Here is a 26,406-nt window from a genome sequence, read left to right as displayed (position 1 = left end):
GGGCTTCGGGCAGATGGGGCAACGTCACTGGCGTTGCCCCATTTCCATGCGTCGGCCCACGGGCCGGAGCACGTAGAGTAAAAGGCATGAAGCCCTACTTGCCGCGCGCCGCCCGCAACTACCTGGAGCAACTTCGCCGTGCCTTGGATTTCTTGTCTTTGCAAGAGCGCAACGAGGTCATTGAAACCACCAAGCAGGAGATTCTCCGCCTGCCTGGCGGCGGACGCCGCAAGCGCGATTTGATCCGCTTGCTCGGCGAGCCCGCCGCTCGTGCGCTCAAATTCGAACGCCATGAGCCAGAAGCCCTGGAAGTGGGCAGCGGCAAGTACTTTTTGACGCGTATTCTGGCGTGGCCAATTTTCGCTCTCGCATTGCTGACCCTGATGGTGGTGCTTTTCGCCCCGCCGCAAGCCGCCTTGGCCAATGAGCAGGGCCTGGGCTTTGCTGCTGGGGGAGTTGGCGGCCTGCTGGGGCAACTCGAATTGCTGATCGGATCCCAGCTGATTTGGCTGGCGTTCATTCCGGTCATCTTCAGCCTGGTTCCCTTGTGGCTGCCGAATATTGCCGACACCATCATCCAAATCCTCGGTGCGGTGACCATGACCGCCATCTGCGCGGCCGGTGGCGGACAGCTCTCGCTCTTCTTCATCCCGGTAACCGTGCTGCTCTGGGCGCAGGTTTTCACCCCGCTGCTGATGATGCGTGGTTCCATGGCAAGCCCCGGACCAGGCTGGCTGGTGTGCGCAGCGGTGCTGCTGATCATGGTCGTCGGGTATGCCAGCTACCAAGGCCTGGCCGGATTCAGCGCTGCGCCATGGCTGATCGTGGCTCCGGCCGCGTTGCTGGCCGTGCTGGCGATGCTATTGCCCTTCCGCTGGAAGCTGGCTCATATTGCACTGGTAGCAGTCGGCCTGCTGGTGATGGCCGCTGGATTCGTCGCTGCGCTGCCGGGAACCTATGGCGCGGTCCTGGCGTGGCCATGGCTGGCTGGCGGGATGGGCTTCGCCGTAGGGCACCTGGCGCTAGCTGCCGGCATGTGGCATGAGCGAGCCAGGAAATTGCTGGCCCTGTTTTAGGAGTTTCAATGCTTGTGGGCGATTAATGGGAATTTACATAGAAAATGCGTATATCCTCGTGACATGGCCGAGAATAAGGAAAATTCCTCTCCTGAACCTTCAAAACGTGGTCGCGGGCGCCCGCGCAAGGACTCTGAGTTCCAGTCCCTGAGCAAGGAGCAGCTTGCCCAGAAGGCATTGGAAATCGCCGGTGCCGAAGGATATGACGCGCTGACCATGCACCGTCTTGCGGCCGAATTCAACGTCACCCCGCGTGCGCTGTACAACTACGTGGCTGATCGCCAAGAGGTCATCAACCTGGCGGTAGGGCGCTTCATTTCGATCAATCCGCTGATCGAGTTCGACAGCAACGACTGGAAGCTCGGGGTGACCGAAGCCTACAACGCGACGCGCCGGGCCTACCGCGCCTACCCTCGGGCCTCGCAATTGACACTTGACGAAAAGCTCAAGGTGGAGCCCGGCCCGTTCCGCAATGAATTGATGGAACGGATCCTCGCTTTCTTCGTGGATATCGGGCTGACGCTCAAGCAGGCGGTGGCCATGGTCCGCGCCCTGGAACGAGATGTCCTGGGTTTCGTGATGCATGTGGATTACTACTACGACCGCCGTTCAAAGGACAGCCCGAACTACGTGAGCTCACTGGTGCCGGTCCAATTGCTTGACGCCTACCCTGAAGTTCCCACGCCGCTGGCACGCAAAGCGCTTGAGCTGCCGCCGCAGGACAGCGATGACCTTTTCGAGGAAGTCATTGAGTTGCGGTTGCTGGCTATTGCGCAAATGCTTGAGCTCAATCGGGCCGCCGGGGACCGCGGGCAGTGAAATAAGCACTTCGACAGGGAATATTAGCTAGCTGGCCAACGCTGTAAGTTGCAGGACCGCAGGATTGTGCGGCCTGGAATTCGTTTGAAAGTTGGCCCATGTCCCAGAGCAAGCCGCATCCGGCACCAGTTGCTGAAGAACTCTCGGCCGGAGCCCGGTGGCGATTGCTGGGCGTGCTGCTGGCCGCGATGTTCATGTCGCTGGTTTCGGTCAGCATCGTCAACGTGGTCCTCCCGGCCATCGGTTCCACCCTGCAGGCGACCGAAGCCGACCTGCAGTGGGTATTGGCAGGATACGCGCTGACCTTCGGCGTGGTGCTGGTCGCTGCCGGACGCGCCGGCGACCTGCTGGGCCGTGGCGTGATGTTCGTGGCAGGTGTCGCGATCTTCACAGCCGCCAGCGTCCTAGCCGGACTGGCCGCTGATCCACTGGTATTGAACATTGCCCGATTCATCATGGGCATTGGCTCCGGCCTGCTCAACCCCCAGGTGATGGGCATGATCCAGCAGCACTTCCGGGGCGCGGCCCGCGGCCGGGCCTATGGCCTGCTGGGCACCGCCGTCGGCTTCTCGGTAGCCATTGGGCCAGTGCTGGGCGGATTGCTGATCAACTGGTTTGGCGAGGACGCCGGCTGGCGCGCCACCTTCCTGATCAATGTCCCGGTCGGCGTGCTGGCCATTGTCCTGGCGTTGCTGTGGCTGCCCAAGCCGCTGTTCAATAAGCCAGCGGGCAAGGTGGATCTGGACCCCGTTGGCGGATTGCTGCTGGCGGTTGGGATTTTCGCCCTGCTCCTGCCTTTCGTCCAGGGCCGCGAAACCCCATGGCTCTGGTCGCTTTTGGCCTTGGCGGTCCTGGTCATGGTGCTCTGGGTCTGGTGGGAGAAGAAGTACAAGAAGCTCGGGCGAGAACCAATGGTTGAGCTGGCCCTGTTCAAGATCCGCAGCTTCACCAATGGCACGCTCATCGCCGGCCTGTACTTCATGGGGGTTTCCAGTGTCTGGGTGCTGGTGGCCATTTACGTCCAGCAATCCCAGGGGTTCAGCGCCCTGCAGGCCGGGCTGATCTGCCTTCCAGCGGCCCTGCTCTCCGCATTCAGCTCTGACATCGCCGGACGCTATGTCATGACCGTGGGGCGGAAAATGGTCATTGGCGGCATTCTCAGCGCCCTGTTCGGCCTGCTGGCCACCATTGCCGTTGTGCTCCTGGAGGATCGCGGCCTGCTGAGCATCTGGTGGATGCTGCTTTCGCTAGCCTTCATCGGCGTAGCCCAGGGCTTCATCATTTCGCCTAACCAGGCACTGACCCTCATGGAAGTTCCCGTGGCCAACTCCGGCAGCGCCGGCGGCTTGATGCAGACTTCCCAGCGCGTGGGCACCGCGGTGGGCATTGCGGTGATTACCGCTGTCTTCTACGGCATGAACCACGTAGCCGGGTACTCGATGGCCATGGCGCTCTCATTCGTTGCCATTTCGCTATTGGTCCTGGCCACCTTGTTGGTCGGTGTCCTTGATCTGCGCCATGGCCATGCTGCCCACAGCAGGCCAGCTGCCGAAGAAGTCGTTCCCGTGAGCACCGGTGTGCAGCGTACGGTGACCGGAGCGATCGAGGTTGCCGGGCCGAAGGAACCAACCCAGCCAGTAGACTCCCAGCCGTAATTCGGTGCTGGCCAGCGAATAGCCGAAGGCCTAGGCTGGGTGCTATGAAGCGATTCTTCCTGCGCACCGCGGCACTGTCTTTGGCCTTCGGCGTGGCCGCCTGCGCGGCCACTGGAAGCGATCCTGGCGCAAGCCAGCCAACTGGAAGCGAGACCAGCGTGATACTCCAGGATCCGGTCGGCTTGTGGGGCAGCAAGGAGAAAGGCCAGCCGTGGCTGGAGCTAGCCGAGGACGGCAAGGTCTCCGGCAGCGATGGCTGCAACCGCCTCACCGGCACCTGGAGCGCATCCGAAGATCTGGAATTCGCCGCGCTCGCTTCGACCAAGATGTTCTGCGAAGGCGTGGATGACTGGCTTTCGCGTGCTGCCACCGCCACGCTTCAGGACGGCAATAAGATGCTCGTTCTTGACGCAGACGGAAAAGAGCTAGGAACCCTTGCCTATGGCGGCAAGGTTTCCTAGCTCTTTGCGGCTTCCGAGGAAGCTATGCGCTGACGCGGTAACCGGAGATCATCGGGCACTCGAAAGGATCCCGGGCCGATAGCCCGACCTTGTTCAGGTAGGTGATCACCTGTGCGTAGGATTCGCGGACACTGGCCACCGTGTAGGGCACCTGGTGCTCGTCGCAGTACTGGCGCACGATGCGCGAGACGCCGGCCAGGTTGGCGCGCGGCATGGATGGGAACAGGTGGTGCTCCACCTGGTAGTTCAATCCGCCGTAGACGTGGGAGAGCACGCGGTTTCCCCAGCTGGACTTGGCCATGACATTGCGTCCGGTCAGTACCTGGCGGGAGAAGAAGTCGATGCGGGCGTCCTGGGGGACCATCGGCATGCCCTTGTGGTTCGGGGCGAAGGAGGCACCCATGTAGACGCCGAAGACTGCCAGCTGCACGCCGAGGAAGGCGAAAGCCATGCCCACTGGCAGGAAGTAGAACACGATCGCCAGGTAGATGGCGATGCGCAGTGCAATGCCGGTCATCTCACGCTTGCGGTTCTTGACCCGGCCGGCCTTGAACAGGTACTTGATCGAATGCATATGCAGATTCAAGCCCTCGAGGGTGAGCAACGGGAAGAACAGGTAGCCCTGGCGGTTGGTGATCCACTTGAGCAGCCCGCGCTGGCGCTTGGCGTCCTCGGTCTGGAAGGAGATGGTGTCCCACTCGATGTCCGGATCCTTGCCCACGGTATTGGGGGTTGCGTGGTGCTTGTTGTGCTTGTTCATCCACCACTGGTAGCTGATGCCCACGACGATATTGGCCAGGAACTGGCCCAGCTTGTCATTGCGCTTGTGCGAAGCCAGGATCTGGCGGTGTGCCGCCTCGTGCGCCAAGAACGCGAATTGGGTCAGCAACAGGCCCAAGGCTCCGGCCATCAGCAACTGGAACCAGCTGTCGCCAAGGAGGATGAAACCGGTAACGGTGCCGGCTAGCAGCACCGTCAGCACGATGCCCAAGCCGAGATAGTGCCCGCGGCGGCGGCCGACCAGTCCTGCTTCGGTGACCAGCTTCTTGACGTGGAAGAAGCTCTTGGGATCGCCCGGCTTGACCGTAGGCCCTTGGGGATGGAGTGTTGCAGTGCTGCTCAAGAAAATATCCTTGGGTACTAGGCGTCGACCTCGCAGTCGAAAGAACTGAAAAACTCGGCTCCCATAGTCCCAATCCTACGTTGGATAGCTGTGAACTTACTAGTGCAATAAGTACCCAAGTGAGGCCCTAGAAATGGGCAGTTAGTTGGCCCTGTGCAACTTCCCATCGAGCGTCCAGGCGCACATTCTCCAGCAACCGCCGATCATGGGTGACCAGGAGCAGGGCACCGGTGTACGCTTCCAGGGCTTCTTCGAGCTGTTCGATGGCCGGCACGTCCAGGTGGTTGGTCGGCTCATCGAGCACCAGCAGGTTCACCCCGCGGGCCTGGAGCAGCGCCATGGATGCGCGGGTCCGCTCGCCGGGGGAGAGCGAATCCACCAGGGCGGAGGACTGATCGGCCTTCAGGCCGAACTTGGCAAGCAGGGTGCGGACCTCGGCGGCGGAGTACTCGGGCACTTCCTGTTCGAAGGCTTCGCCCAATGGGAGATCGCCGGGAAGCTGGGTGCGCGCCTGATCGATTTCGCCGACATTCACCGAGCTGCCCAGTGAAGCCGAGCCGCCGTGCGGGGCCAGCTTGCCCAGCAGCAGGTTCAGCAAGGTCGACTTGCCTGCTCCGTTCGGGCCGGTGATGCCAATCCGGTCCCCGGCGTTGACCTGCACCGAAACCGGTCCGAAAGCGTAGTCCCCGTGGGATACCGAGGCCTCGTTGAGCGTGCACATCACCGAGGACCCGCGCGGAGCCGCGGCGATGGAGAACTGCAGGACCCATTCCTTGCGTGGTTCTGCCACCTCGTCGAGCCGGGCGATGCGCGATTCCATCTGGCGCACCTTGGCGGCCTGCTTTTCCGAGGACTCGGAGTTGGCCCGGCGGCGGATCTTGTCATTGTCCGGCGCCTTGCGCATGGCGTTGCGCACGCCTTGCGAGGACCATTCGCGCTGGGTGCGGGCGCGGGAGACCAGATCGGCTTTCTGGTTCTCGAACTGCTCGTAGGCCTCACGGGCATGGGTGCGGTTGATGGCCCGTTCGTCAAGGTACGAGTCGTAGCCGCCTTCATAGGTGGCTACCTGGTTCTGGGCCAGGTCCAATTCGATGATGCCGGTGGTGCAGCGGGAGAGGAACTCGCGGTCATGCGATACCAGGATCACCGGCGCGCGCAGGGAATTGATGAAATGCTCCAAATGCTCCAGGCCCTCGAGATCGAGATCATTGGTCGGTTCATCGAGCAGCACCGCATCGAAGCGGGAGAGCAGCAGGGCTGCCAGAGCCACGCGGGCTACCTGGCCGCCGGACAGGGCAGTCATCTCGGTTTCCACCGGGAGGGTGAAGCCGAGCTTGGCCAGCACCTCGGGGATGCGGTCTTCCAGATCCATGGCGCCACAGGCCATCCAGTGGTCGAATGCAGCGGTGTAGGCGTCATCCGCACCGGGCTTGCCGCTGCCAAGTTCTTCGGCGGTGGATTCCATGGCGGTGGTGGCGGCGGCGCAACCGGTGCGGCGGGCCAAATACGCGGTGATGGTTTCACCTGGAATGCGGTCGTGTTCCTGGGGCATCCAGCCGATGAACGCAGAATCCGGGGCGGTGCTCACCGTTCCGGCCTGCGGGGCCGCGGCCCCGGCAAGCAGCGAGAGCAATGTGGACTTGCCAGCGCCGTTGGCACCCACTACGCCGTAGACATCACCGGGTGCGGCGGTGAAGTTCAGATTCGAGAAGAGGGTTCGGTGGGCGTGGCCGCCAGTCAGGTCCTTGGCCACGAGCGTTGCAGTCATGGCTCCAATTCTAGTTCCAGTCGGACGCGGAATATTTCCGGTGTGCCCTAGGCAATACCGGGCGAGAGCATTAGTCTATTAGCATGCATGCAGATAATAAGATTTATGCTCCGGATCCTTCCTCGGATTACGTGGAGCTGGCCGCGGAAGTCTTCGGCTTGCTGTCCGATGCCACCCGGATCCGGATTGTGCTGCATCTGCGCCGTGCCGGTGAGCTCTCGGTCAACGCGCTCGCAGAGCTGGTCGAGAAGAGTCCCTCGGGGGTATCCCAGCACCTGGCCCGTTTGCGCATGGCGCGCATGGTGACCACGCGCCAGGACGGAACCAAGGTCCTGTACAGCCTCACCGATGAGCACCCGGCGCGCCTGGTCAGCGAAGCGATCAAGCAGGCGGAGCATTCGGTATCCAACGGACAGCTGCCGCTGCACCACGAAGCCCCGCAAGGCTAGCGGCAAAAGATACGGGAGTCGGCAAAGATGCTCGCAGTACTCAGGGACCAGGCGTACGCCAAGCTCTTCAGCGCCCAGATGATTGCGCTGCTGGGTACCGGCCTGCTTACCGTTGCCCTGGGCCTGCTGGCTTTCGATATTGCCGGCAGCAACGCGGGATTAGTGCTTGGGCTGGCCTTGACTGTGAAGATGGTCGCCTATGTGGCCGTTGCGCCTTTGGCCAATGCCCTGGTTTCCCATATTCCGCGCAAACCCGTGCTCATCGGGTCCAACATCATTCGTGGACTAGTGGCGCTCTGCCTCCCATTCGCCAGCGAAGCGTGGCAGATCTATGTGCTGATTTTCGTACTGCAATCAGCATCGGCGACCTTCACCCCCGCGTTCCAGGCGGTCATTCCCTCGATCCTGCCCGAAGAGCGGGATTACACAAAGGCCCTGTCCTTGTCGCGGCTGGCCTATGACATGGAGTCGTTGGCCAGTCCGATGCTGGCGGCCGCGCTGCTGACTGTCACCAGCTACCACAATCTCTTTGCCGGGACCGTGGTCGGGTTCGCCGCGTCTGTTCTGCTCGTTGCCGCGACGCGCTTCCCGGTGATCCCTCCGCCGGAACAGTCGAAGTTCTTCCACCGCCTCACCGGGGGAACGCGGGCTTTCTGGGCGGCACGGGAATTGCGCAGCCTGATGGCGCTGAATCTGGTGGTCGCCGCGATCTCTGCCATGGTCATCGTCAACACAGTGGTGCTGGTGAAGGGGGATATGGGCCGCTCGCAGGTGGATGTGGCGCTGCTGCTCGGAGCCTACGGTGCAGGTTCGATGGCGGTAGCACTGGGCATGCCGGGGTTGCTGGAGCGATTCGAAGACCGCAGTGTGATGCTCTCGGGCGCCGTGATGATGCCGCTCTTGCTGCTCATCGGTACCGCTGTGATCGGCTGGGGAGAGGATGCTGGCCAATGGGCCGGGCTCCTTGGCCTATGGCTGGCGCTGGGTGCCGCGACGGCAACCATCCTCACGCCCTCGGCCAGGTTGCTGCGCCGCAACAGCACCGAGCAGACCCGCCCTAGTGTTTTTGCCGCGCAATTTTCCTTGTCCCATGCCTGCTTCTTGTTGACCTACCCGGTGGCTGGCGCCCTTGGTGCTTCGATCGGCTTGTGGGGTGTGGCCCTGGTCCTGGTTGGCATCGGAGGGTTCGGTACGGTGCTGGCGTTTGCCTCGTGGCGCCCGGAAACGGCGTCGGTGAACCGGGCGTGAGATGACCGGGGCCGGCATGGATCAAACCATCAGGACCGAAGCTGTCCTGCACGCCAGCCCAGCTTCCGGGCAAGCTCCAGCCAAGGGGCCGGCAAGCTCATCGGGAGCCAGGAGCTGGGATGTATGCGGGATTCCGCCGCGCAGGCCATTGCCGGTGCGGGGCGGGATGGCTTCGGTCACGAGCCACTGGATCAGGGCAGCGAGCTGCTGAGCATGGAAATGATGGCCTGCATGCGCCGCTGAGCGGTGCCATCGGCTGATCCGGTGCCCTGGAAGCGAAGGTCCGAGCTGTGGTCCTGGGATTTCACTGCGTGGCGCGCAGCATTTCCAGGACCTGGTCCTGGCCCACCTGCCCGAAGTCCTCATAGAAGGCTCCGACGGCGGTGAAGTTATCCGGGGTGAGCAGTTGGCAGATGCCATTGACCTGGGGTGCCAATCCGGCAGCTGTTTCAGGCGAAGCCACCGGAACTGCCAGCCGGATGGAGGCGGGAGCCAACCCCTGGACTAGGTCCAGCGCGGCCTTCATCGTGGCGCCCGTGGCCATTCCGTCATCGCAGAGCAGCAGGTCGCGCCCGGCCAGCTCGGGGCAGTAGGCCTTGAAAGTGTCGGCCAGGGCCAGCAGGTCGGCACCGGTGCCGCGTTCCAGGGATTCGAGTTCGTCCTTGCCGAAATACTGCAGCGCCCGGCGGTAGATCGCCTCGTTGATGTGGCGGGCGCTGTCGGGCCCGTACTGGGCAATGGCGCCGAACGCCAGTTCAGGATTGCTGGGCACCCCGAGCTTGCGCACCGCCACCGCGCCCAGGGTGGCCCCGAGGGTCTTGGCCACTTCATGGGCGATGGGCACTCCGCCGCGCAGCAAACCCAGCACCGTATACTCGCCGGCGGGCAGCAAGGTGGACAGCTTCATGCCCAGCGCGGCGCCGGCATGGCTGCGGTCTTCGAAAACTGTGCTTCTACCTGTGGCCATAATCCAAGTCTTGCCCAATGGTGCCCGATTGCAAGGGGAAGCGGGAAATATCCAGCATTCCGAGTTCTACGCGGTGATCAAATCCCGCCGCCGGAAGCCGGCGGCGCCCAGGGCAATGAGGGCCACGGCAAGCAGGCTCAGGCCGCCCACCGCGGTCCAATCAATTTCAGCGGCCGGATACTGGCCGATATGCAAGAATACCGAGGAGTCCAGAACCGGCTGGTCCAACTGCAGCATTTCGCCGAAGAACCCGAGCACCGAGCAGTAGGCGAACACCGCCCAAGCCAGGGATGCGAGCCTCGGCAGGAACCCGTAGAGCGCGGTGGCCAGTCCCGCCAGCACCCAAACGGACGGAGTTTGCACCAAGTGGCCGAGGGTCGCCTGGGCCAGCAGGGTCCAGTCGCCGGTGGACAGCCCGGCCCCGATGCCGTTGCCGACCCCGCCGAGCAGCATCAGCCACAGCGAGCCCAGGACCGTGACCAGCACCCAGGAAGCGAGCCATCCGGCGCGCGAGACGGACGCGGCCAGGATCGGCTCGGCGCGCACCGCCTGCTCCTCGCCACGCAGGGAAAGGACCGAAAGGATCGCGAACACCGAGACCAGGATCGCCAGGTACAGGCTCATGAAGCCCAGATAGCCTTCGACCATGCCTTGGGCGCCGCCGAAGACCGCCAGCAGCTCTTCGGGCATGCCCGCGGCATTTTCGGCCATCGGCTGCACGAAGGCGCCAAAGACGATGCCCGAGAGCAGCAGCGCGAAGGACCACCAGGCCAGCGCCGAGCGCTGCAGCCTGAAGGCCAGTGCCAGCGGGCTGCCCAGCCAGCCCGGGGCTCGTTCGCCGCCGGTCCGGTCCGGCAGGATCCCGGCGGCCAGATCGCGCCGGGACTGCAGCGCGAACCCGGCCAGCGAAAGCAGCACGGCGGCGGCCAGCGAAAGCAGCAGCGGCCACCACCGGTCCAGCACCAGCGGTGCGGTGTGCTGGGACCAGCCAAAGGGCGAAAGCCAGGACAGCCAGGAAAGTTTCCCGCCTTGCGCAGCGGACATGTCGCCCAGGCCGCGGGCCATGAAACTGGCAGCGAGCACAGCCCCGGCCAGCCCGGAAGCCGCCCGGGAATAAGCCGAGAGCTGCACGGCCAGCGCTGCCACGGCGCAGAAGACTAGGCCCGCGGCGGCGACGCCGCAGGAGAACAGGAAGGCGGAAGGTGCCGGTGCCTGGGCCGGGGAGGCCATGAATACCAGGGTCATGAGCACGGCCAGCGCCAGGTTCATCAAGGTCGCCAGCGCCAGGGCGGCGGCCAGCTGCGCGTGCCGGCCCACGGCATTGGCGCGGATCAGCTCGGCGCGCCCGCTCTGCTCTTCGGCGCGCGTGTGCCGGGAGATGGTGGTGATGCCCATCAGCCCTGCGCCGATCATGAGGAACACCCCGTACATCCCCACCAGGAACCGGCCCAGGGTGATCGCCTCGAAGCCGTAGCCCGGCCCGCCGATCAGCGCCATCACCGGATTTGCGGCGAAGACGGCGAAGGTGGCCAGCGACTGCTCGTCGAGCACCAGTCCCAGCGCATTGGCGAAATAGTCCAGCATCAGCGACAGGCCCAGAATCCATGCCGGGAAGCGGATGCGGTCCCGGCGCAGCATGAAGCGCAGCAGTTGGCCGGTTCCGGCCAGCGAACCGCTGCGGGTATTGGCCGTGGTTTGCCGATGTGCCGGGCTCATGATGCGCTCCGGTGCATTTCATCGCCGTAGTGGCGCAGCAGCAATTGCTCCAGGGTTGGCGGGGTAGCGGTCAGAGATTGCACGCCGTGGGCGGCCAACTCGCGCATCACCGCATCGAGCTGCGGGGCATCGACGCTGAAGCGCAGCTGCCCGCCTTCCTCGCGCAGGTCGTGGATTCCCTCCAGGCTGGACAGCGAAGCGGGCGGCAAGCTGGTCTGCACGCTGATGGCGGTGCGCTTCAGGTGGCGCAGCTGTCCCAGCGTGCCGGATTCGACGATCTTCCCCTTGCGGATGATCGAGATGCGGTCCGCCAGCACCTCGACCTGGGCCAGGATATGGCTGGAGAGCAGCACCGTGCGCCCGGCATCCTTGGCCTCGCCAATGAGCTGCTGGAATACCGCTTCCATCAGCGGGTCAAGCCCGGCGGTGGGCTCATCGAGCAGCAGCAGCTCGGCATTCGAGGCCAGCGCAGAGATCAGTGCGACCTTTTGCCGGTTGCCCTTGGAATAGGTGCGGCCCTTCTTGAGCGGGTCCAGGTCGAAACGCTCGATCAGCTCGTTGCGGCGTTTCTTGTCGGCCCCGCCGCGCAGCCGCGCGAACAGGTCGATGGCTTCGCCTCCGGTCAGGTTGGGCCACAGTTCCACATCGCCGGGCACATACGCGATGCGCCGGTGCAGGGGCACCGCGTCCTTCCACGGGTCTCCGCCCAGCAGGCGCACGGTGCCCGCATCGTGGCGCAGGATGCCCAGCAGGATGCGGATGGTGGTGGACTTGCCGGCCCCGTTGGGACCGAGGAAGCCGTGGACTTCGCCCGGGGCGACGTCCAGATCCAGGCCATCCAGTGCCCTTGCCGAGCCGAAGTTCTTGGACAGCCCGGCAATGCTGATCGCCGGGGCTGAACCGGTGGGACGAGGAGTAGTTTGCATGCTCAGCCTTCCTTCTTCTCGGGGACGGATTCGATGAATCCGTGCTGGTAGAGCTCGAAGAGGTAGGGCGTGAGCCGTGCCATCGAGCCGGCCAGGTCCGCGGTGCCCAAGGCATGGCGGATGCGCGGTTCAAGCAGCATCGGGGCCAGGGCCAGCATGGCGATGGCGGTGGACTGGGCGCGGCGGTCCTCGGCCTGGCGCAACGTGTAGCCGGCGAAGCCCTCCTCGATGACCTGCTCGATGGATTCCACGTAGTGGTCGAAGAAGCGCTGGCCCTGCTCGGAGGGGTCCAGCAGCGACTTGAGCAGGTAGTCGGCATAGATCCGCATCGGCCCCTCGCCGAGCATTTCGGCAACTACCAGCGGATTGCTGGTGGCGTTCGCCCGCTTCGTTTCGGTCAGCGTGGTGAACACATGCTCATCGCAGGCCGCGCGCAATTCGTGCTTCGAGCCGAAATGGTGGATCACCAGGCCTGCGGAAACCCCGGCACTTGCCGCGATGGCCCGCACGGTGCTCTTGGCGAAGCCGTGGGCGGCGAACTGTGCGATGGCCGCTTCGCGGATGCGCTGCGCAGTTAGCGGAGCGGTATGCGGGGCACGCTTGGTTGAACTCATGTTCAATATTGAACGCTTGTTCAGCCGGAGGGTCAAGAGGTGCAGGAAATTCCCGGAAAACGCCCGACGGAGTGCTTGGGGGATCTTGGCCTGGAGTTATTTTTTTGGGCAGCCACGGAGCATGAATCCTTGGGTCCGGGTGGAATCGGGGACTCCGGGTGCGCCTAGAGACCCAGGAGGAATCGGGTGCGCTGGTATTTCTCGGCCAGCCGCTGCCGGGTAGCCTGATCCAGTTGGCTTGTTCGCTCGGGATCGGTGTTATCGGCCAGGTCCGCCTGCTTGACCAGCAGGGCCACAGCATTGCTGCGCACCCCGGCGCAATATTCTTCCAAGCTCTGCCCAGGCCGCTTGCTCAGCAGCTCGACCGCTACGATGACCGCTTCGGAAAGGCCAGCGGCGCGCAGGTCCGCCGCGGAGACATCGCAGTCCTCGATCACATCATGCAACCAGGCTGCCGCGATGGCCTCTGGCGAACCGCCGAGGTCGCAGGCGTGGCCGGCTACTCGTGCCGGATGCCCGATATACGCGGCGCCGAGCTTGTCGACCTGTCCTTCGTGGGCCGCGGCCGCGATGTCCTTGGCCGCACCGATCATCGATTTGTGCTCGCGCATATTCCGCCTAACTCGGTAGTTCTTGTTGAGTCCCACCCTACGCGTGGCGGCCGACAACTTGGCAGCGTGTTCGGTCGAGTACTGAACTTCTTCAATTTCGGGCAGGAGGAGAAGGTGCTGGTAGCCTATCCCGGTGTCTGAAATTACTAGTCGAGTCCGCGTTCACCGACTTGACGCCGCAAAAGGTGCGCTCATTGCCTTGGTTGTGCTCGGCCATCTGCTGGAGGCGACTGCTGGCTGGGACGCACGATCCACCAGATTGCCGCTGACAGGAATCTACATGTTCCATATGCCAGCATTTGTGTTCCTCGCCGGTGTCACTGCCAAGGCCACGCAGTTGCCTCGGCGTATCGGCACCTACATGGTCTTGCTGGCCTTATTCCAGACCCTGTATTTCTTCGCTGTGCAAGTCCTCGCGTTGGAACGCACGTTTTCGCCGATTGTGCCCTTCTGGATCTTGTGGTTCCTGCTGGCCATGTGCTGGTGGCAGATGCTGGTCCCGATCATCGCCAGGTTCCCCAGGTCATCGATCATGCTGGCGATTCTCGTGTCCATCGCATCGGGAACTATCGAGTCCATCGGCTACGACTTCACCCTGTCGCGTGCACTTGTGTTCCTGCCCTTTTATGTTGTTGGCGCATCATACGGCCAAGTGATTCTCAGCGCGGCCGCCCGAATGCCTGTGGCCTGGAAAATTATGGGTGCCTGCATGGCAATTGGAGCCTGGATGCTCCTGTACTTCCAAGAAGTCCGTCCAAGGTGGTTCTATGGCAGCTTCTCCTATGAACGCCTGGATGTCCCCGATGCGCAGGGAGTTCTCATCCGGATCGGCTTATTGTGCATCGCTTCAGCCACGGTAGTGATTTTCCTGTCGCTGATGCCGAACAAGGACGGGCTGCTGGCCATGCTCGGCCGACGGAGCTTGGCCATTTACGTAATGCACGGTTTCCTGGTACTCGCGGCAACCCCGTACCTGCCGGCAGTCCTTGAAGGGGCAGGCAGCGCCGCGGCCTTCTCCGCATGTCTGGTTTTGACCGCGCTGACGGTGGCCATATTCGCAATACCCGGGTTCGACAAGTCTATTCGGGGATTTACCCAGCTGGTTGTTGGCCTGCTGCTCTTCCCTTTCGAGCGGGCCAAAGAGCGGCCCTCGGCCCGTCGGGACTAGCATCATCTGCGGCGATCAACCCGCTGGGGAACTGCTGATTGCCTTTGCACATTGCCCTTGCAGCACGGCAGCTGGGCAAAAATCCTACCTGATATCAAGGGAAGAGAGCACCTCATCGCAGGGTGCATCAGGGGTGAAAGCCATCCCGACCAGAGTATCCAAAAGCAGAATCCCGGGGCATCGGCGAAAAATCGCTGATGTCCCGGGATTCTTTCCTCGCACCTCAGGGAAGCTGCCAAGCTCTGGGTCTAGAAGAGCTTGCCTGGCTTAGAGCTGATTGCCCAGCTTGAAGCCCTTGGAAGCCTGGCCGTGGTAGGAACCGTCCTCGTCGCCATCACGGGTGAAGGAGAAGCCGTCCGCGCCGATGGTGACTGCCATTTCGGAGTCGTCGGTGCGCTCGATGATTTCCTGCACGTTGCCATCCAGGTCCAGGACCTTGGAAGCTTCGGTGTACCACGATGGGACAACCGGGTTGCCCCACCAGTCGCGGCGCTGGTTGTCGTGCACGTTCCAGGTGATGGTCGGGTTGTCCGGATCGCCGGTGTAGTAATCCTGGGTGTAGATCTCGATGCGGTGGTCATCTGGATCCAGGATGTACAGGTAGAACGCGTTGGAGACGCCGTGGCGGCCCGGGCCGCGCTCGATGCGGTCCGAGATGCGCAGTGCGCCCATCTTGTCGCAGATCTGGATGATGTTGTGCTTCTCGTGGGTGGAGAAGGCCACGTGGTGCAGGCGCGGGCCGTTGCCACCGGTCAGTGCGGTGTCGTGCACGGTGCCCTTGCGGTGCATCCAGGCTGCGTAGGTGGTGCCTTCGTCGTCCTGGATGTCCTCGGTGACGCGGAAGCCCAGGTCCTCGAGGTAGGCGCGGCCGCGTGGCACGTCCGGGGTGACCTGGTTGAAGTGGTCCAGGCGGACCAGTTCGCCAGCCGAGTACAGGTCATAGCGCATGTGCAGGCGCTCGACGTGGGTGGTCTCGAAGAAGAACTCGTACGGGAAGCCCAATGGATCCTCGACGCGAAGTGCATCGCCGATGCCCTTGACGAAGCCTTCCTTGCGGCGCTCGGTGCGGCAGCCCAGTTCCTTGTAGTAGGCCTCGGCCTTGTCGACCTCTTCGGTGCTGCGGACACGGAAGGCCATGGCCTTCAGCGCGGCCACCGGGCCCTTGGTCAGCACCAGGTTGTGGTGGATGAATTCCTCGAAGGAACGCAGGTAGATCTGGTTCTCGTCTTCATAGGAAACGTGCAGGCCCAGTACGTCTACGTAGAACTTGCGCGAGCGCTCGAGGTCGGTGACGACCAGTTCAGCGTAGGCGCAGCGCAGGATATCCGGTGCTGGAACCGATGGGGTTGGGATCGGGTTTGCGATCTCTTTGCTCATGATTTGCTCCTTTGCAAGCAAGAAAAACTAGTGGCGGGAAGCGCGTGCTTCCTAGACGCCGAACTTAGGGGAGTGCGCTTCGTTCAGGGTGATCTGGATGGACTGCTGGGTGGTGTAGAAGTCCACCGAGCGGTACCCGCCTTCGCGGCCCAGGCCCGAAGCCTTCACGCCGCCGAATGGGGTGCGCAGGTCGCGGACGTTGTTCGAGTTCAGCCACACCATGCCCGAATCGATCTGGTGCGCGAAGTTGTGCGCGCGCTTCAGGTTGGAAGTCCACACGTAGGCTGCCAGGCCGTACTTGGTGTTGTTGGCCAGTTCCAGTGCTTGCTCGTCGGTGTCGAACGGGGTGATGGCAACAACCGGGCCGAAGATCTCGTCCTGGAAGATCTGCGCATCCGGAGCCACATCGGCGAAGACGGTCGGAGCAACGTAGTTGCCCTCTTCGAAGCCCTCTGCGCGGCCACCGCCGGCCAGCAAGCGGCCTTCGGTCTTGCCGATCTCGATGTAGCTCATGACCTTCTCGAAGTGGTTAGGGTGCACCAGCGCGCCGACTTCGGTCTTCGGGTCGCTTGGCAGGCCAACGCGGATGTTCTTGGCGCGTTCTGCGAACTTGGCTACGAAATCATCGTAGATATCGCGCTGGACCAGCACGCGGGAGCCGGCGGTGCAACGCTCGCCGTTCAGCGAGAACACGCCGAAGACGGTGGCGTCCAGGGCTGCTTCCAGGTCAGCGTCGGCGAAGACCACTGCAGGGGACTTGCCGCCGAGCTCCAGGGACAGGCCCTTGAAGAATGGCGCGGCCGCGGTGGAGATGGTGGCGCCGGTCGAGGAGTCGCCGGTGAAGGACACCAGCGGCACATCCGGGTGCTTGACCAGGTAGTCGCCGGCGACACCGCCGGAACCGAAGATCAGGTTGAAGACGCCCTCTGGCAGGCCGGCTTCGCGGAAGATTTCTGGCCACAGGCCAGCGGAGAGCGGGGTGTAGCTGGCAGGCTTGAGAACCACCGAGTTGCCGGTAGCCAGGGCCGGGGCCAGCTTCCAGGATTCCTGCATGAACGGAACGTTCCACGGGGTGATCAGCGCCGCGACGCCAATCGGCTTGCGGTTCACGTAGTTCATCTGGCGTCCTGGGACGCGGAAGGAGTTGTCCACCTGCGCGACGATCAGGTCGGCGAAGAAGCGGAAGTTCTCCGCGGCGCGGCGGGCCTGGCCCTTGGCCTGGGTGATCGGCAGGCCGGAGTCGTAGGACTCGAGCAGCGAGAGCTCTTCGTCGCGGGACTCGACGATGTCAGCGATCTTGTGCAGCACGCGGGAACGCTCGCGTGGCAGCATCTTGGACCATGGGCCTTCCTTGAAGGCCTTGTCGGCGGCGGCAACGGCCAGGTCCACGTCCTCGGGCTGCGCCGAAGCCACGGTGGCGTAGTTGGTGTTGCTTACCGGTTCCTGCACGTCGAAGGTGGCTCCGCCGATGGAGTCAACGAATTCGCCGTTGATGTAGTGCTGAAGGTGGGTCGGAAGGTTTTCCGGTACGAAGTGCTTGCTCATGGCAGTTCCTTTCGTGCTGTTCCGGTGTTTTCACCGGCTGGGTTTTGGCAAATCTATGAAAGTTCTTGGTGCTGCTGGCTAGATGGCGCTAGGCGCCATGCCGGCCGCTTTCAAATAGGCGTTGAGCGTATTCGAGCGGTGGTCCCGGCAGGCCGCTTCGATCTGCGCCGGGGTGGCATGGTTGCCGATCAGATCCAGCAGCGCCTCATGCTCCTCCACCGAGGCGCGAGCCCGGTTGGGAATGTGGGTGAAGCTGCTGGCTCGCATCGCTGCCAGCCGGCGCCATCCGCGCTGGACCAGGTCCAGGATGTGCGGATTGGGGCACTGGCCGTAGAGCAGCTGGTGGAATTCGGTATTCATCCGGGTGAAGGCCACCGGATCGAAATCCGCCAGGCATTGGCGCATCTTCTCGTTCAGCGCCCTTGCCTTGGCAAGCCAGGCGGCGTCCATGGCATCGGCGGCCAGCGCGGTAGCTGCCGGCTCGATGATCATCAGGGTCTGCATGGTGTGCAGGTACAGGGTGGAATCCACGTGGGCCACCGTCGCCCCGACGTTGCGGGTGAAATGGACCAGGCCCTCGGCTTCCAGCCGGCGGATCGCCTCGCGCACCGGAACCACGGAGCAGCCCAGCTCATCGGCGATGGTGCCCAGCACCAGCCGATAACCGGGGGAGTACGCCCCGTTGACGATGCGCTCGGAAACCAGCTGGTAGGCGGCTTCGGACTTGGAGGCGGTCATTACAGCGACCATGAGTCCAGATCCGGGCTGCCTGCGTCCTTCCAGGCGTTGTACTTGCTCTTCCACGCATCGTTCATCGGGAACAGTCCCTCGATGCCGTGGCCGCGCTGGACCATGGCGAAGATGAATTCGTCATTTGATTCGGTCACCGCAGCTTCAGCGGCAACCTCGGCAACCATGGCTGGCGGGATGACCACGATGCCATCGGAGTCGGCCACGATCACATCGCCTGGCTGGACCGAAACGCCGCCGCAGGCCACAGTGATGTCCTTGTCCCAGGCCACGTGCTTTCGGCCGAGAACCGCTGGGTGGGCGCCGTTGTAGAAGACCGGGATTTCCAGGTTGGACACGGCGTCCAGGTCCCGTACGCCGCCATCGGAGATGATGCCGGCGGCGCCGAGCTGCTGGGAGCGCAGGGCCAGGATGTCGCCCAGGGTGGCCGAGCCGGTCTCGCCGCGGGCTTCCATGACCAGGATTTCGCCGTCCTTGAGCGAGTCGATGGACTGCTTCTGCATGTTGTAGCCGGCGCCGTGGGCCTTGAACAGGTCCTCGCGGTTGGGGATGTAGCGCAGGGTGCGGGCGGTGCCGATCACGCGCTGCATGCCCTTGGTGGCACCGGGGACCTCGATGTTCACGTTGTTCAGTCCGCGCTTGCGCAAGGTGGCGGACAAGGTGGCGGTAGCAACCGAAGCCAGCTGCTCGCGGACCTTGTCGGTCAGTACGTCCTTGCCGGTGATGATAGGGGCCATGCCGGCGGTTTCGCGATCGCCGTAGGCATCTTCCTTGTCCTTGTCGGTGACCTTTGGCTGGTTGCCGAAAGCGGCGAAGGCTGCGGTGCCCTCGGTGGCGGTGGTCTTCAGCTTGCCGGTAGTGGCGCCGGAGACCAGGTCGGTGACCTCGACCTCGACAACGTCGCCGGGGAAGAAGACGGTGGAGCCGGCCGGGGTGCCGGTGAGGATCATATCCCCTGGCTGCAGGGTCATCTGCTGGGACAGGTCAGCGATGATGGTTGCGAAGGAGAAGAGCAGCTCGGAGGTGTCGGCGTCCTGGGCGAGCTTGCCGTTGACCCAGGTCTGCACGCGCAGCTTGGCAGGATCCAGGGTGGAAGCATCCAATGCGTTGGGGCCCACCGGGGTGTAGCCGTCGCCGGACTTGGAGCGGATGTTCGAGCCCTTGTCCGCGTACTTCATGTCGTGCACGCCAAGGTCGTTCGATGCGGTGACCTGCCCGACATAGCCCCAGGCTTCTTCTGCCGAGACGCGGCGAGCGGTCTTGCCGATGATCAGTGCGATCTCGCCCTCGAAGGCGAGCAGTTCGGTGCCGGCAGGGCGTTCCACCGTGGAACCGCTGGCGGCCAGCGAGCTGGTGGCCTTCATGAAGTAGCTGGGGAACTTCGGGGTGCGTCCGCGCTGCGCCGCACGCGAGGAGTAGCTAAGGTGTACGGCCAGGATCTTGCCTGCCTGCGCGAAGGTCTCTTCGGTTACTGGGACAATATTGCTCACCGTTGATCGGCCTGCTTTCGTCATGCATCATCTCGTACATCAAATCGTATACGATCAGTGTGCTCCGAATCTCAAACGGTGTCAAGTGGGCCTTGGAAATCTCCGGAAATGATTGCAGCGCAGGCCTGGAAATCCGCAGGATCACGGGAAATTCCTCGAGATCTGAAGTTTTTCAAAACAGGCAATTGCGGGGTGCCGGATCGGATGTATGGCAGCACACAATGCCGGCCGGAAACCCGACGGCCACTTGGTCCGGGAGTGGATCTGATGTTCCGCCAGGGAACATGGAAGGCGTTAAAACGGCGTTGGCCGAAGAAAAATCTCTGGCCAACGACTCGGCAAGATTTTGGACGGATTTATGTTGCGTATGGCAGTAATAACTATTTTCAGAGCTTGGCCCGTAGGTCGGATTTTGTCGTAGGAGAGGAAAGCTTGCCAGGATCACGCGCCTGACGAATTGAGTCCGGGTCGAAGGGGCGCAGGCGCTGGTGATTCCGGTTGCGGCATTGATTCCTGGATTCAGTCCAGCTCTCACCGTGGTTTATTCCAGCAGGAGTGAAGTCGTGAATTCACAGAGCCGATTGGGGATATTGGTGATCTGCCGGCGTGAATTCGCTTTAATGATTAAAGGGGTATCCATTTAGTGGCCGATGCCAGGAGCGCTATCAGAAGCTAAGTAACTCCCGCGCTGCGTGAACAACCGGGAGCATGGACTTCACCGTTGAAGGGTGTTCGTCTCGAGTCACCCTGCCCCTGCTTAGCCAGGATGCCGGCCGTTGCCGGGACGGGATGACCCGGCTGATCTAGAGGACATCATGAAGTTTGCAATAGCCAATTGCCAGGAGCGTCTCACCAGCCTGCGCGAAGCGCCCTGCATAGCTAGTGGTCGACGGGGTCGGATTCTTGTGGCGCGTCGAAAGCCAAATTCATATCACCGGGTGTGGCGACTCCGAGGCCCGCTTGGTCGCCAAAGTTGCCGGAGATCCTGGCGGGTGCTTCATCTCCTCGACGGAGCATGAGCAGGTGCTCCCGGAGCACATCCTTCCCAGTGGGGATCCGAATCCGGGAGCTGTGCTGTGTGGGCTGGATTCGGACGGGCAGCCATTGGAAAGGGCTGAGGCCAACCGCCCAGGACTGCTGGAACAGCACCTGGGAGTGGTCCACTATCTGGTCCGAATATCCATTGCCGGCTGGCCATATCAGTCTTCCAATCCGAGCGTGGCAGGCTCAGCAGGGGCGGGGCCCCGAGTGGGAACCTGCTAGCCCTATATTCCCATATTTGAAAAATGTGGGAATATAGGTGTGAATCATTCCCACCATGGAAAGGGGTGGCTCCTTGGATCAACCACGTGTCCCGCGCGGCATCCGCGCCGGTGGCCAGTTCTGGCAACACCAACGCCCCGAATCGGAAATCAGATTACCGGCGGCCGGCTGGCCATCCATTGCCTACGAGGATAAGCAGTGGGAAACCATCCATGACCCGTCCCAGTCGCGGCGCCAGCGCTTGCGTGCCCGCGGGCCGTACCAGGCTGCCGTCGTTCCCAGCATCGCCGATTCCCACCCCATGGTTTCCGGCCAGACCGCAGCGCTGGTCGAGGAAGCGACCATCGAAACGGTCCGGTTTGACCGGGACTTGGGTGACGACGCCGCACCATTCGCGGCTCTGCTGCTGCGCAGCGAATCAGCGGCCAGCTCCCAGATCGAGAACCTGACCGTGGGGGCGAAACGCATCGCCCTGGCGCAGCTGGGCGAACGTTCCAGTAGCAATGCGGCCTTGGTAGCCTCAAACATCTCCGCGATGGTGGCGGCAGTGGAGTTGGCTGACTGTTTAGAGGAAACCAACATCTTGGCCATGCACAAGGCGCTGCTTGATGCCTCGCAGCCCCAGATGGCTGGCCGATACCGCACCGAGGCGGTGTGGATTGGCGGCAACTCGCCCCATGCGGCAATGTTCGTGCCGCCAAGCCATGAGCGCATACCTGAAGCCATGGGCGACCTGATCCGATTCATGCAGCGCGATGACATTCCGGCGTTGACTCAAGCGGCGATCGCCCACGCGCAATTCGAGACCATCCACCCATTCCCGGATGGCAATGGCCGCACCGGGCGCGCCCTGGTGGGTTCCATGCTCAGGAACAAGGGGGTTACGGAGAAGGTTACGATCCCGGTCTCCTCCGGTTTGCTGACTGACACCAAGGCGTATTTCGATGCGCTGGGCGCGTTCCGCGAGGGGGATATCGAGCCGATCGTGCAGATGTTTGCCGAGTCCACGTTCCGCGCCACAGCTAATGGTCGGCAGCTGGCCCAAGACATCGGCAATATCCGCCAAGAGATCTACACCAGCTTCGGCCGCACCCCGGGGGAAGGGCTGAAGCGGGCCACGGAACTGATCGTGCGCGAGCCGGCCATCACCGCCCGGATGCTCAGCGAAACAGCTGGCCAATCCTCCAGTGCTGCGTATCGCAACATCGAACACCTGGAACAGGTGGGTGCGCTGAAGCCGGTAGGCCATGTCAACGGCCACAGGGTGTGGATCGCCCCCAGGGTCATCGAGGCATTAGACAACTTCGCTGCCAGGGCTGGCCGCCGCAGCCGGGGCTAAGGAAACAAGGATTTTCACGGTCTGTTTTGCGTGCGTTCGAGGTGTTGTGGAGATGCGGCCACCTTCACACGAAACCAAGCTCATGGACGCGCCGCTCGCATGGATATCCATCAGGTCGCGCGAGCACTCAATGACGCCCTGAGCCCCACGTTGGTTGCAGCCCTGGCCGGGATTAGAGACCGAAAGCAGCCGTCGCGCTGGTCAAACCCAACCGGGCCGGTTCCTGGCCCAGCCAGCCGGCAACGCCTCCAGCTGGCACATTCGCAATGGACTCGCGTCAAACCCCAAGAAGGAGGCCATGTCGCCCGATAGTTCTTTCATCGGAGGCAATTCAATACCGGGCGAAGACACCCCGATCTCCGCAATTCGCGAAGACCGGGGTGCGGAGCTGGCCGCTGCCATCGATGCGTTCTCGGAAGGTTCCGGCAGTTGGTAGAAAGAACGGTCTGCCCGGCAACCGGGCTCATGCTCGTCGCGGCTACGTGGCAGACCGCCTTCCGGATCCAAGGCAGTCACCACCCTCCGATCTCCGCTCCGTTGCGTGAAGCGGGCGGGGAGCGCCGCAGTCAGAACCGCTTCGACATCAATGACTGCCCATCTTCATGGAATCCCCGGGCTAGCTAATTTGCGTACTAGACGCGAATGGCATCCACAATCTTCACGCGCGCTGCCACGAGCGCCGGAAGCACGCCGGTGAGCGCGCCCACGGCGACGGAGACTCCCATGCCAAGCAGGGCGGCATCGAGCGGGAAGCCCGGCATCTGGTCCAGCTCGGTAGCCAGCACCATGCTCAGCAGGTTTTCGTTGGATACCAAGGCCACCGAGATCAGCACGCCCAGGCCACCGGCCACTGCGGTAGCCACAACGCTCTCCATCATCACCGAGAAGAACACCCGGCCGGTGGTTGCGCCGAAGCTGCGGCGGATACCCACTTCGCGGATGCGCTGCTTCATCGTCACCATGGCAACGTTCAGCAGGCTCAGGGAACCAAGCAGCAAGATGATGACGGCAATGCCGGCAACCACCATCGCCAGCTGCTTCAGGCTTTCATCGGCACCCCACATCAGATAATCCTGGCGGTGCGATTCAACCGTGAATCCCGGAAGCTCCGCCTGCAGCTGCTGGCCAAAGCGCATGGCCAACTCCTCGGACCCCTCGATGGGCACCCACATCTTGTAGGAAACTTCATCCAGCGGGGTTTGGCCCGAGAACCAGTGCTCATAGGTGGCCGGCAGCATCCACAGCTGGCCGGACATGCCGAAGGACCGGGCGGTGGAGGTGCCGATGACCGTGACGGACACGGCGTTGCCGTTGCTCATCAAGTCGACGGTTAATGGCAGCCGCTGGCCTTCCAGCCCCAATTCCTTGATGACGTTCTGGTCAACCACCACTGCCGGTGAAAGATTTTGCGCGTCTTCGGTTTCCAGCCAACGCCCTTCGGCCATGACAAGCCGGTGCATGGGCGCGTAGTCCGGTTCGACCACCAGGACCTCCGCATCAAGAGCCATGCCCTGGGATGCGACCTGCTGGCCGTAGTTGCGGCCGATCATGGTGGTGTAGTCGATCTTGAAGCGCTCACTGGTCTTATCGAAGGCCTTGGCGACTGGACCGCCGCCTTGCGGACCGCCATCCGAGCGGGGGTCGTAGGCATAGGTGGTGATCATCGCCGGGCGGCCCTCGCTTTCAAGGCTTTCGGTCATCATCTGTCGGGCCATGCCAGCACCGGCCAGTGCGGTGGTCAGCGATGCCACGGCGATGGTGACGCCAACCAGGGAGAGCAGGACACGCAATTTGTGGATGCGAAGTTCCTGCCATGCCTCAAGCAATGCGGCCGCAAAGCCGGTGCCTAAGCGTGCAAGGGTATTCATGAGAACACGACCTCACTGAGCGGATGCAGCCGCCCGCCGTCCAGTCGGAACTGTTCACGGGCCAGGGCCGCCACGTTGCTATCGTGCGTGATGGTGATCAGCGCTGCGCCTGAATCGACCGTGGCAGCATCCAGCAGGCCCATGACCGCGCGCCCGGTGCTGACATCCAATGCACCCGTGGGCTCATCGGCGAGAACCACGCGCGGACGCCGTACCAGCGCGCGGGCAATGGCCACACGCTGCTGCTCGCCGCCCGAGAGGGTCTGGGGCATGGAGTCCAAGCGGTTGCCCAGCCCGACGCGATCCAGCGCCTCGGTTGCCAGCTTGCGCCGGTTCCAGAAATCCCGGCCGCTGGCATACATCAGCGGAGCCATGACATTTTCAAGGGCAGTGCGTCCTGGCAAGAGGTTGAACTGCTGGAAAACGAATCCGAGGTCACGGCCGCGAGCATGAGCTGCCTGCTTGGCGCTCAGCCGGGTCGCGTCCTTGCCGCGCCACAGCAGGCTGCCGCTGGTGGGCCGATCAAGCAGGCCGAGGATATTCAGCAGGGTGGACTTGCCGGTACCCGAACGGCCGACGATGGCAATGTGATCGCCTTCGGACACGGTGAGATCAATCCCGTTGAGGATATGCAGCTCGCTGTCATCGGGCAGCAGGACGCTGCGCGTGACATTCTCGAGCTTCAGCAATGGCTCACCACTCATCTGGGTAGGACTCCATATCCATCATGTCTTCAGGTGCCGGGGTGGACCCTGGGACAAAGCGGAGAATCTCAGTCTCGTCCTTCAGCCCTGAAATCACTTCGATGACCTTGCCATCGGTCACGCCAAGCTCTACTTCGGTGCGGATTTCCTTGCCATTTTCATCCAGCTTCCACACCGCGCCCTGGCCAACCAAGCCGCGAACAGCCGATACCGGTACGGTCAATACGTCCTCGGCGGTGCCTGCATCAATTTCCATGTTCATGCTCAGGCCGTCGAAAACCACGATGTCTGCCGGCACAGCACAAGAAATCTTGCTGCTCGAAGAGCTCTCAGCTGATTCCCCGGACGCCATTGGATCCATCTGCGATTCCATGTCCTGGTCTGCGGAGTCGGCGCTGGATTTCTTCGAAGCGCTGTCACCGACAGACAGGTCCTTGCAGGTGAATGGCTCCGGTCCGCCATCAATGGTGATCGTTGCTTCGAGGCTTTCATCCAGCAAGCGGTAGCGGTCCAGCGGATCGATCGAACCGACTGCCAAGAAGTCCTGGGGCTGGATCGCTCCGAGTCCCGTGCCCTTGGTGACGTCATCGCCAACCTCGATCTGGAAAGCGCCAACCTTGCCCGTGGCCGGTGCGTAGACGTCGTGGTACTTCACTACTGGCGCAGCTTCCTGCGGTTGCTGCTCGTCCTCGGAAGCTTCACTATCCGAGCCGTTCGCCTCAACGCTCTCTGGCTGGGATTCTGCGCGGACCTGGAAGATGCGATCACCGAGGGTGACGTTGTCGCCGGGCTTGACGAAAGCCCAGTTGACAACACCGTCCACTGGCGCGTTCAGCTCCTTCGATTCGGTGAGCTTAATGGTTCCAGGGATGGACAGCTTGTTCTCGACCGTTGCTTTCTCGGCAAAGATGGTCTCGGCTGGGATCTCTCCGGTCGGGAACAGGTCATCGTCGGCGGCGGTAGTGCCGCCGGCAAACGCGAGTTTCACGAGGCTGACGGCGATCAAGGCGCCGATAACTAGCCATGCAGCGGGAAGGAAAATGCGACGGAACGCGCGTCGTTGGCTCATAGGGTTGCTCTTTTCACCCTTCAATGATTACCAAAGTGTTCAGCTACTACCAAGCTCATTCGGAGAAAACGCTCAACCTTTATCAGATTGAGATTTATTTTTACTCTGCAGGTCAGAGCGGGTACTCAAATAACTAGTTGAAGGTCGTAGTGATCCTTCCCGGTGTGCAGGGGGCGCGATGCCCCGCTTCCAGAACCCGGCAGCACGGAACCAACCGGCAGGCATCAAGGGCCCGGAGCGTATCGCCATGCCTCCTGGTATCGGCGCGGAGCAGGGAAGGAGCGCAACCGGGTGCTTCTGCCACTTTGCAGTTGGCGCAAGCCCTTGCGCATATCGCAAGCGGGTCGGGGGCGCTGGTTGCGGTTCCGAGGCCTCGCTCTTCCGGTTGATCCGCGTTTGC

At 62.7% G+C, this 26,406-nt stretch carries 23 protein-coding genes; 9 read left to right on the top strand and 14 right to left on the bottom strand.

Going from position 1 to position 26,406, the window contains the following annotated elements; translation table 11 throughout:
* The first annotated feature begins 86 nt into the window (after positions 1-86).
* The 4 genes from ACRDT3_RS10195 to ACRDT3_RS10180 all read left to right on the top strand — a co-directional run bounded on the left by ACRDT3_RS10195 (position 87) and on the right by ACRDT3_RS10180 (position 4,011).
* Entirely contained in the window at positions 87-1,076 is a 990-nt protein-coding gene (locus ACRDT3_RS10195) for an HAAS signaling domain-containing protein (RefSeq protein WP_431492880.1), read from the top strand.
* A gap of 63 nt (positions 1,077-1,139) precedes the next feature.
* The gene (locus tag ACRDT3_RS10190) at positions 1,140-1,895 is read left to right on the top strand and encodes a TetR/AcrR family transcriptional regulator (RefSeq protein ID WP_431492879.1); all 756 of its coding nucleotides are present in this window, start codon (positions 1,140-1,142) and stop codon (positions 1,893-1,895) included.
* A gap of 98 nt (positions 1,896-1,993) precedes the next feature.
* The gene (locus tag ACRDT3_RS10185) at positions 1,994-3,550 is read left to right on the top strand and encodes an MFS transporter (protein ID WP_431492878.1); all 1,557 of its coding nucleotides are present in this window, start codon (positions 1,994-1,996) and stop codon (positions 3,548-3,550) included.
* 44 nt (positions 3,551-3,594) lie between these two features.
* A complete protein-coding gene (locus ACRDT3_RS10180) occupies positions 3,595-4,011 on the top strand; it encodes an META domain-containing protein (RefSeq protein ID WP_431492877.1) in 417 nt (138 codons plus the stop codon).
* A gap of 22 nt (positions 4,012-4,033) precedes the next feature.
* Here ACRDT3_RS10180 and ACRDT3_RS10175 read toward each other — a convergent pair whose 3' ends face one another.
* Both ACRDT3_RS10175 and ACRDT3_RS10170 read right to left on the bottom strand, forming a co-directional pair.
* Positions 4,034-5,134 (bottom strand): fatty acid desaturase family protein, encoded by a 1,101-nt coding sequence (locus tag ACRDT3_RS10175; protein WP_431492876.1) that lies wholly within the window; start codon positions 5,132-5,134, stop codon positions 4,034-4,036.
* Between the two features lie 127 nt (positions 5,135-5,261).
* Positions 5,262-6,902, bottom strand: a complete 1,641-nt coding sequence (locus tag ACRDT3_RS10170; protein ID WP_431492875.1) for an ABC-F family ATP-binding cassette domain-containing protein — start codon at positions 6,900-6,902, stop codon at positions 5,262-5,264.
* Between the two features lie 83 nt (positions 6,903-6,985).
* On the opposite strand from ACRDT3_RS10170, the gene ACRDT3_RS10165 reads away from it, so the two are divergent.
* Entirely contained in the window at positions 6,986-7,351 is a 366-nt protein-coding gene (locus ACRDT3_RS10165) for an ArsR/SmtB family transcription factor (protein ID WP_431492874.1), read from the top strand.
* 27 nt (positions 7,352-7,378) lie between these two features.
* The gene (locus tag ACRDT3_RS10160; RefSeq protein WP_431492873.1) at positions 7,379-8,599 is read left to right on the top strand and encodes an MFS transporter; all 1,221 of its coding nucleotides are present in this window, start codon (positions 7,379-7,381) and stop codon (positions 8,597-8,599) included.
* 304 nt (positions 8,600-8,903) lie between these two features.
* On the opposite strand, the gene ACRDT3_RS10155 is transcribed toward ACRDT3_RS10160, so the two are convergent.
* The 5 genes from ACRDT3_RS10155 to ACRDT3_RS10135 all read right to left on the bottom strand — a co-directional run bounded on the left by ACRDT3_RS10155 (position 8,904) and on the right by ACRDT3_RS10135 (position 13,433).
* Entirely contained in the window at positions 8,904-9,566 is a 663-nt protein-coding gene (locus tag ACRDT3_RS10155) for a phosphoribosyltransferase (RefSeq protein WP_431492872.1), read from the bottom strand.
* Between the two features lie 66 nt (positions 9,567-9,632).
* Positions 9,633-11,282, bottom strand: a complete 1,650-nt coding sequence (locus ACRDT3_RS10150; RefSeq protein WP_431492871.1) for an ABC transporter permease — start codon at positions 11,280-11,282, stop codon at positions 9,633-9,635.
* On the bottom strand, positions 11,279-12,208 hold the full coding sequence (locus tag ACRDT3_RS10145) for an ABC transporter ATP-binding protein (RefSeq protein ID WP_431492870.1): 930 nt from the start codon (positions 12,206-12,208) through the stop codon (positions 11,279-11,281). The genes ACRDT3_RS10150 and ACRDT3_RS10145 overlap by 4 nt, the downstream gene beginning before the upstream one ends.
* Positions 12,209-12,210: 2 nt before the next feature.
* Entirely contained in the window at positions 12,211-12,822 is a 612-nt protein-coding gene (locus tag ACRDT3_RS10140) for a TetR/AcrR family transcriptional regulator (RefSeq protein ID WP_431492869.1), read from the bottom strand.
* 164 nt (positions 12,823-12,986) lie between these two features.
* Positions 12,987-13,433: an HD domain-containing protein gene (locus ACRDT3_RS10135; RefSeq protein WP_431492868.1), complete on the bottom strand. Its 447-nt coding sequence runs from the start codon at positions 13,431-13,433 to the stop codon at positions 12,987-12,989.
* 133 nt (positions 13,434-13,566) lie between these two features.
* On the opposite strand from ACRDT3_RS10135, the gene ACRDT3_RS10130 reads away from it, so the two are divergent.
* A complete protein-coding gene (locus tag ACRDT3_RS10130; protein ID WP_431492867.1) occupies positions 13,567-14,601 on the top strand; it encodes an acyltransferase family protein in 1,035 nt (344 codons plus the stop codon).
* A gap of 267 nt (positions 14,602-14,868) precedes the next feature.
* On the opposite strand, the gene hpaD is transcribed toward ACRDT3_RS10130, so the two are convergent.
* The 4 genes from hpaD to ACRDT3_RS10110 form a co-directional block, all read right to left on the bottom strand.
* Complete coding sequence (hpaD, locus tag ACRDT3_RS10125; RefSeq protein ID WP_431492904.1) at positions 14,869-15,966, bottom strand: 3,4-dihydroxyphenylacetate 2,3-dioxygenase; 1,098 nt, start codon at positions 15,964-15,966, stop codon at positions 14,869-14,871.
* A 63-nt stretch (positions 15,967-16,029) separates the two neighbouring features.
* Positions 16,030-17,523 carry a 5-carboxymethyl-2-hydroxymuconate semialdehyde dehydrogenase gene (hpaE, locus tag ACRDT3_RS10120; RefSeq protein ID WP_431492866.1) on the bottom strand — a complete coding sequence of 498 codons (1,494 nt, stop codon included), beginning with the start codon at positions 17,521-17,523 and terminating at the stop codon, positions 16,030-16,032.
* 78 nt (positions 17,524-17,601) lie between these two features.
* Entirely contained in the window at positions 17,602-18,261 is a 660-nt protein-coding gene (locus ACRDT3_RS10115) for a GntR family transcriptional regulator (RefSeq protein ID WP_431492865.1), read from the bottom strand.
* Positions 18,261-19,787, bottom strand: coding sequence for a fumarylacetoacetate hydrolase family protein (locus tag ACRDT3_RS10110; protein ID WP_431492864.1), 1,527 nt, complete (start codon positions 19,785-19,787; stop codon positions 18,261-18,263). The genes ACRDT3_RS10115 and ACRDT3_RS10110 overlap by 1 nt, the downstream gene beginning before the upstream one ends.
* A 1,312-nt stretch (positions 19,788-21,099) precedes the next feature.
* On the opposite strand from ACRDT3_RS10110, the gene ACRDT3_RS10105 reads away from it, so the two are divergent.
* Positions 21,100-22,365, top strand: coding sequence for a Fic family protein (locus tag ACRDT3_RS10105; RefSeq protein WP_431492863.1), 1,266 nt, complete (start codon positions 21,100-21,102; stop codon positions 22,363-22,365).
* Positions 22,366-22,663: 298 nt separating this feature from the next.
* Positions 22,664-22,801, top strand: a complete 138-nt coding sequence (locus tag ACRDT3_RS10100) for a hypothetical protein (protein WP_431492862.1) — start codon at positions 22,664-22,666, stop codon at positions 22,799-22,801.
* A 196-nt stretch (positions 22,802-22,997) separates the two neighbouring features.
* Here ACRDT3_RS10100 and ACRDT3_RS10095 read toward each other — a convergent pair whose 3' ends face one another.
* Genes ACRDT3_RS10095 through ACRDT3_RS10085 form a run of 3 tightly spaced genes read right to left on the bottom strand, consistent with a single transcriptional unit; the run spans position 22,998 to position 26,006 of the window.
* Positions 22,998-24,233, bottom strand: coding sequence for an ABC transporter permease (locus ACRDT3_RS10095; RefSeq protein ID WP_431492861.1), 1,236 nt, complete (start codon positions 24,231-24,233; stop codon positions 22,998-23,000).
* Positions 24,230-24,937: an ABC transporter ATP-binding protein gene (locus tag ACRDT3_RS10090; protein WP_431492860.1), complete on the bottom strand. Its 708-nt coding sequence runs from the start codon at positions 24,935-24,937 to the stop codon at positions 24,230-24,232. The genes ACRDT3_RS10095 and ACRDT3_RS10090 overlap by 4 nt, the downstream gene beginning before the upstream one ends.
* The gene (locus ACRDT3_RS10085) at positions 24,927-26,006 is read right to left on the bottom strand and encodes an efflux RND transporter periplasmic adaptor subunit (RefSeq protein ID WP_431492859.1); all 1,080 of its coding nucleotides are present in this window, start codon (positions 26,004-26,006) and stop codon (positions 24,927-24,929) included. The genes ACRDT3_RS10090 and ACRDT3_RS10085 overlap by 11 nt, the downstream gene beginning before the upstream one ends.
* Positions 26,007-26,406: the final 400 nt, after the last annotated feature.

This window comes from Glutamicibacter sp. (assembly GCF_050701915.1).
In the GTDB taxonomy this organism is placed as follows: domain Bacteria; phylum Actinomycetota; class Actinomycetes; order Actinomycetales; family Micrococcaceae; genus Glutamicibacter.
Note: the sequence above shows the minus strand (reverse complement) of the source record. Positions and strands in the feature narration are given on the sequence as shown.

Coding starts and splice junctions, on each gene's coding strand:
- ACRDT3_RS10195 (WP_431492880.1), top strand. CDS start 87: ATGAAGCCCTACTTGCCGCGCGCCGCCCGCAACTACCTGGAGCAACTT.
- ACRDT3_RS10190 (WP_431492879.1), top strand. CDS start 1,140: ATGGCCGAGAATAAGGAAAATTCCTCTCCTGAACCTTCAAAACGTGGT.
- ACRDT3_RS10185 (WP_431492878.1), top strand. CDS start 1,994: ATGTCCCAGAGCAAGCCGCATCCGGCACCAGTTGCTGAAGAACTCTCG.
- ACRDT3_RS10180 (WP_431492877.1), top strand. CDS start 3,595: ATGAAGCGATTCTTCCTGCGCACCGCGGCACTGTCTTTGGCCTTCGGC.
- ACRDT3_RS10170 (WP_431492875.1), bottom strand. CDS start 6,902: ATGACTGCAACGCTCGTGGCCAAGGACCTGACTGGCGGCCACGCCCAC.
- ACRDT3_RS10165 (WP_431492874.1), top strand. CDS start 6,986: ATGCATGCAGATAATAAGATTTATGCTCCGGATCCTTCCTCGGATTAC.
- ACRDT3_RS10160 (WP_431492873.1), top strand. CDS start 7,379: ATGCTCGCAGTACTCAGGGACCAGGCGTACGCCAAGCTCTTCAGCGCC.
- ACRDT3_RS10155 (WP_431492872.1), bottom strand. CDS start 9,566: ATGGCCACAGGTAGAAGCACAGTTTTCGAAGACCGCAGCCATGCCGGC.
- ACRDT3_RS10150 (WP_431492871.1), bottom strand. CDS start 11,282: ATGAGCCCGGCACATCGGCAAACCACGGCCAATACCCGCAGCGGTTCG.
- ACRDT3_RS10145 (WP_431492870.1), bottom strand. CDS start 12,208: ATGCAAACTACTCCTCGTCCCACCGGTTCAGCCCCGGCGATCAGCATT.
- ACRDT3_RS10140 (WP_431492869.1), bottom strand. CDS start 12,822: ATGAGTTCAACCAAGCGTGCCCCGCATACCGCTCCGCTAACTGCGCAG.
- ACRDT3_RS10135 (WP_431492868.1), bottom strand. CDS start 13,433: ATGCGCGAGCACAAATCGATGATCGGTGCGGCCAAGGACATCGCGGCC.
- hpaE (WP_431492866.1), bottom strand. CDS start 17,523: ATGAGCAAGCACTTCGTACCGGAAAACCTTCCGACCCACCTTCAGCAC.
- ACRDT3_RS10115 (WP_431492865.1), bottom strand. CDS start 18,261: ATGACCGCCTCCAAGTCCGAAGCCGCCTACCAGCTGGTTTCCGAGCGC.
- ACRDT3_RS10110 (WP_431492864.1), bottom strand. CDS start 19,787: ATGACGAAAGCAGGCCGATCAACGGTGAGCAATATTGTCCCAGTAACC.
- ACRDT3_RS10100 (WP_431492862.1), top strand. CDS start 22,664: ATGTCGCCCGATAGTTCTTTCATCGGAGGCAATTCAATACCGGGCGAA.
- ACRDT3_RS10095 (WP_431492861.1), bottom strand. CDS start 24,233: ATGAATACCCTTGCACGCTTAGGCACCGGCTTTGCGGCCGCATTGCTT.
- ACRDT3_RS10090 (WP_431492860.1), bottom strand. CDS start 24,937: ATGAGTGGTGAGCCATTGCTGAAGCTCGAGAATGTCACGCGCAGCGTC.
- ACRDT3_RS10085 (WP_431492859.1), bottom strand. CDS start 26,006: ATGAGCCAACGACGCGCGTTCCGTCGCATTTTCCTTCCCGCTGCATGG.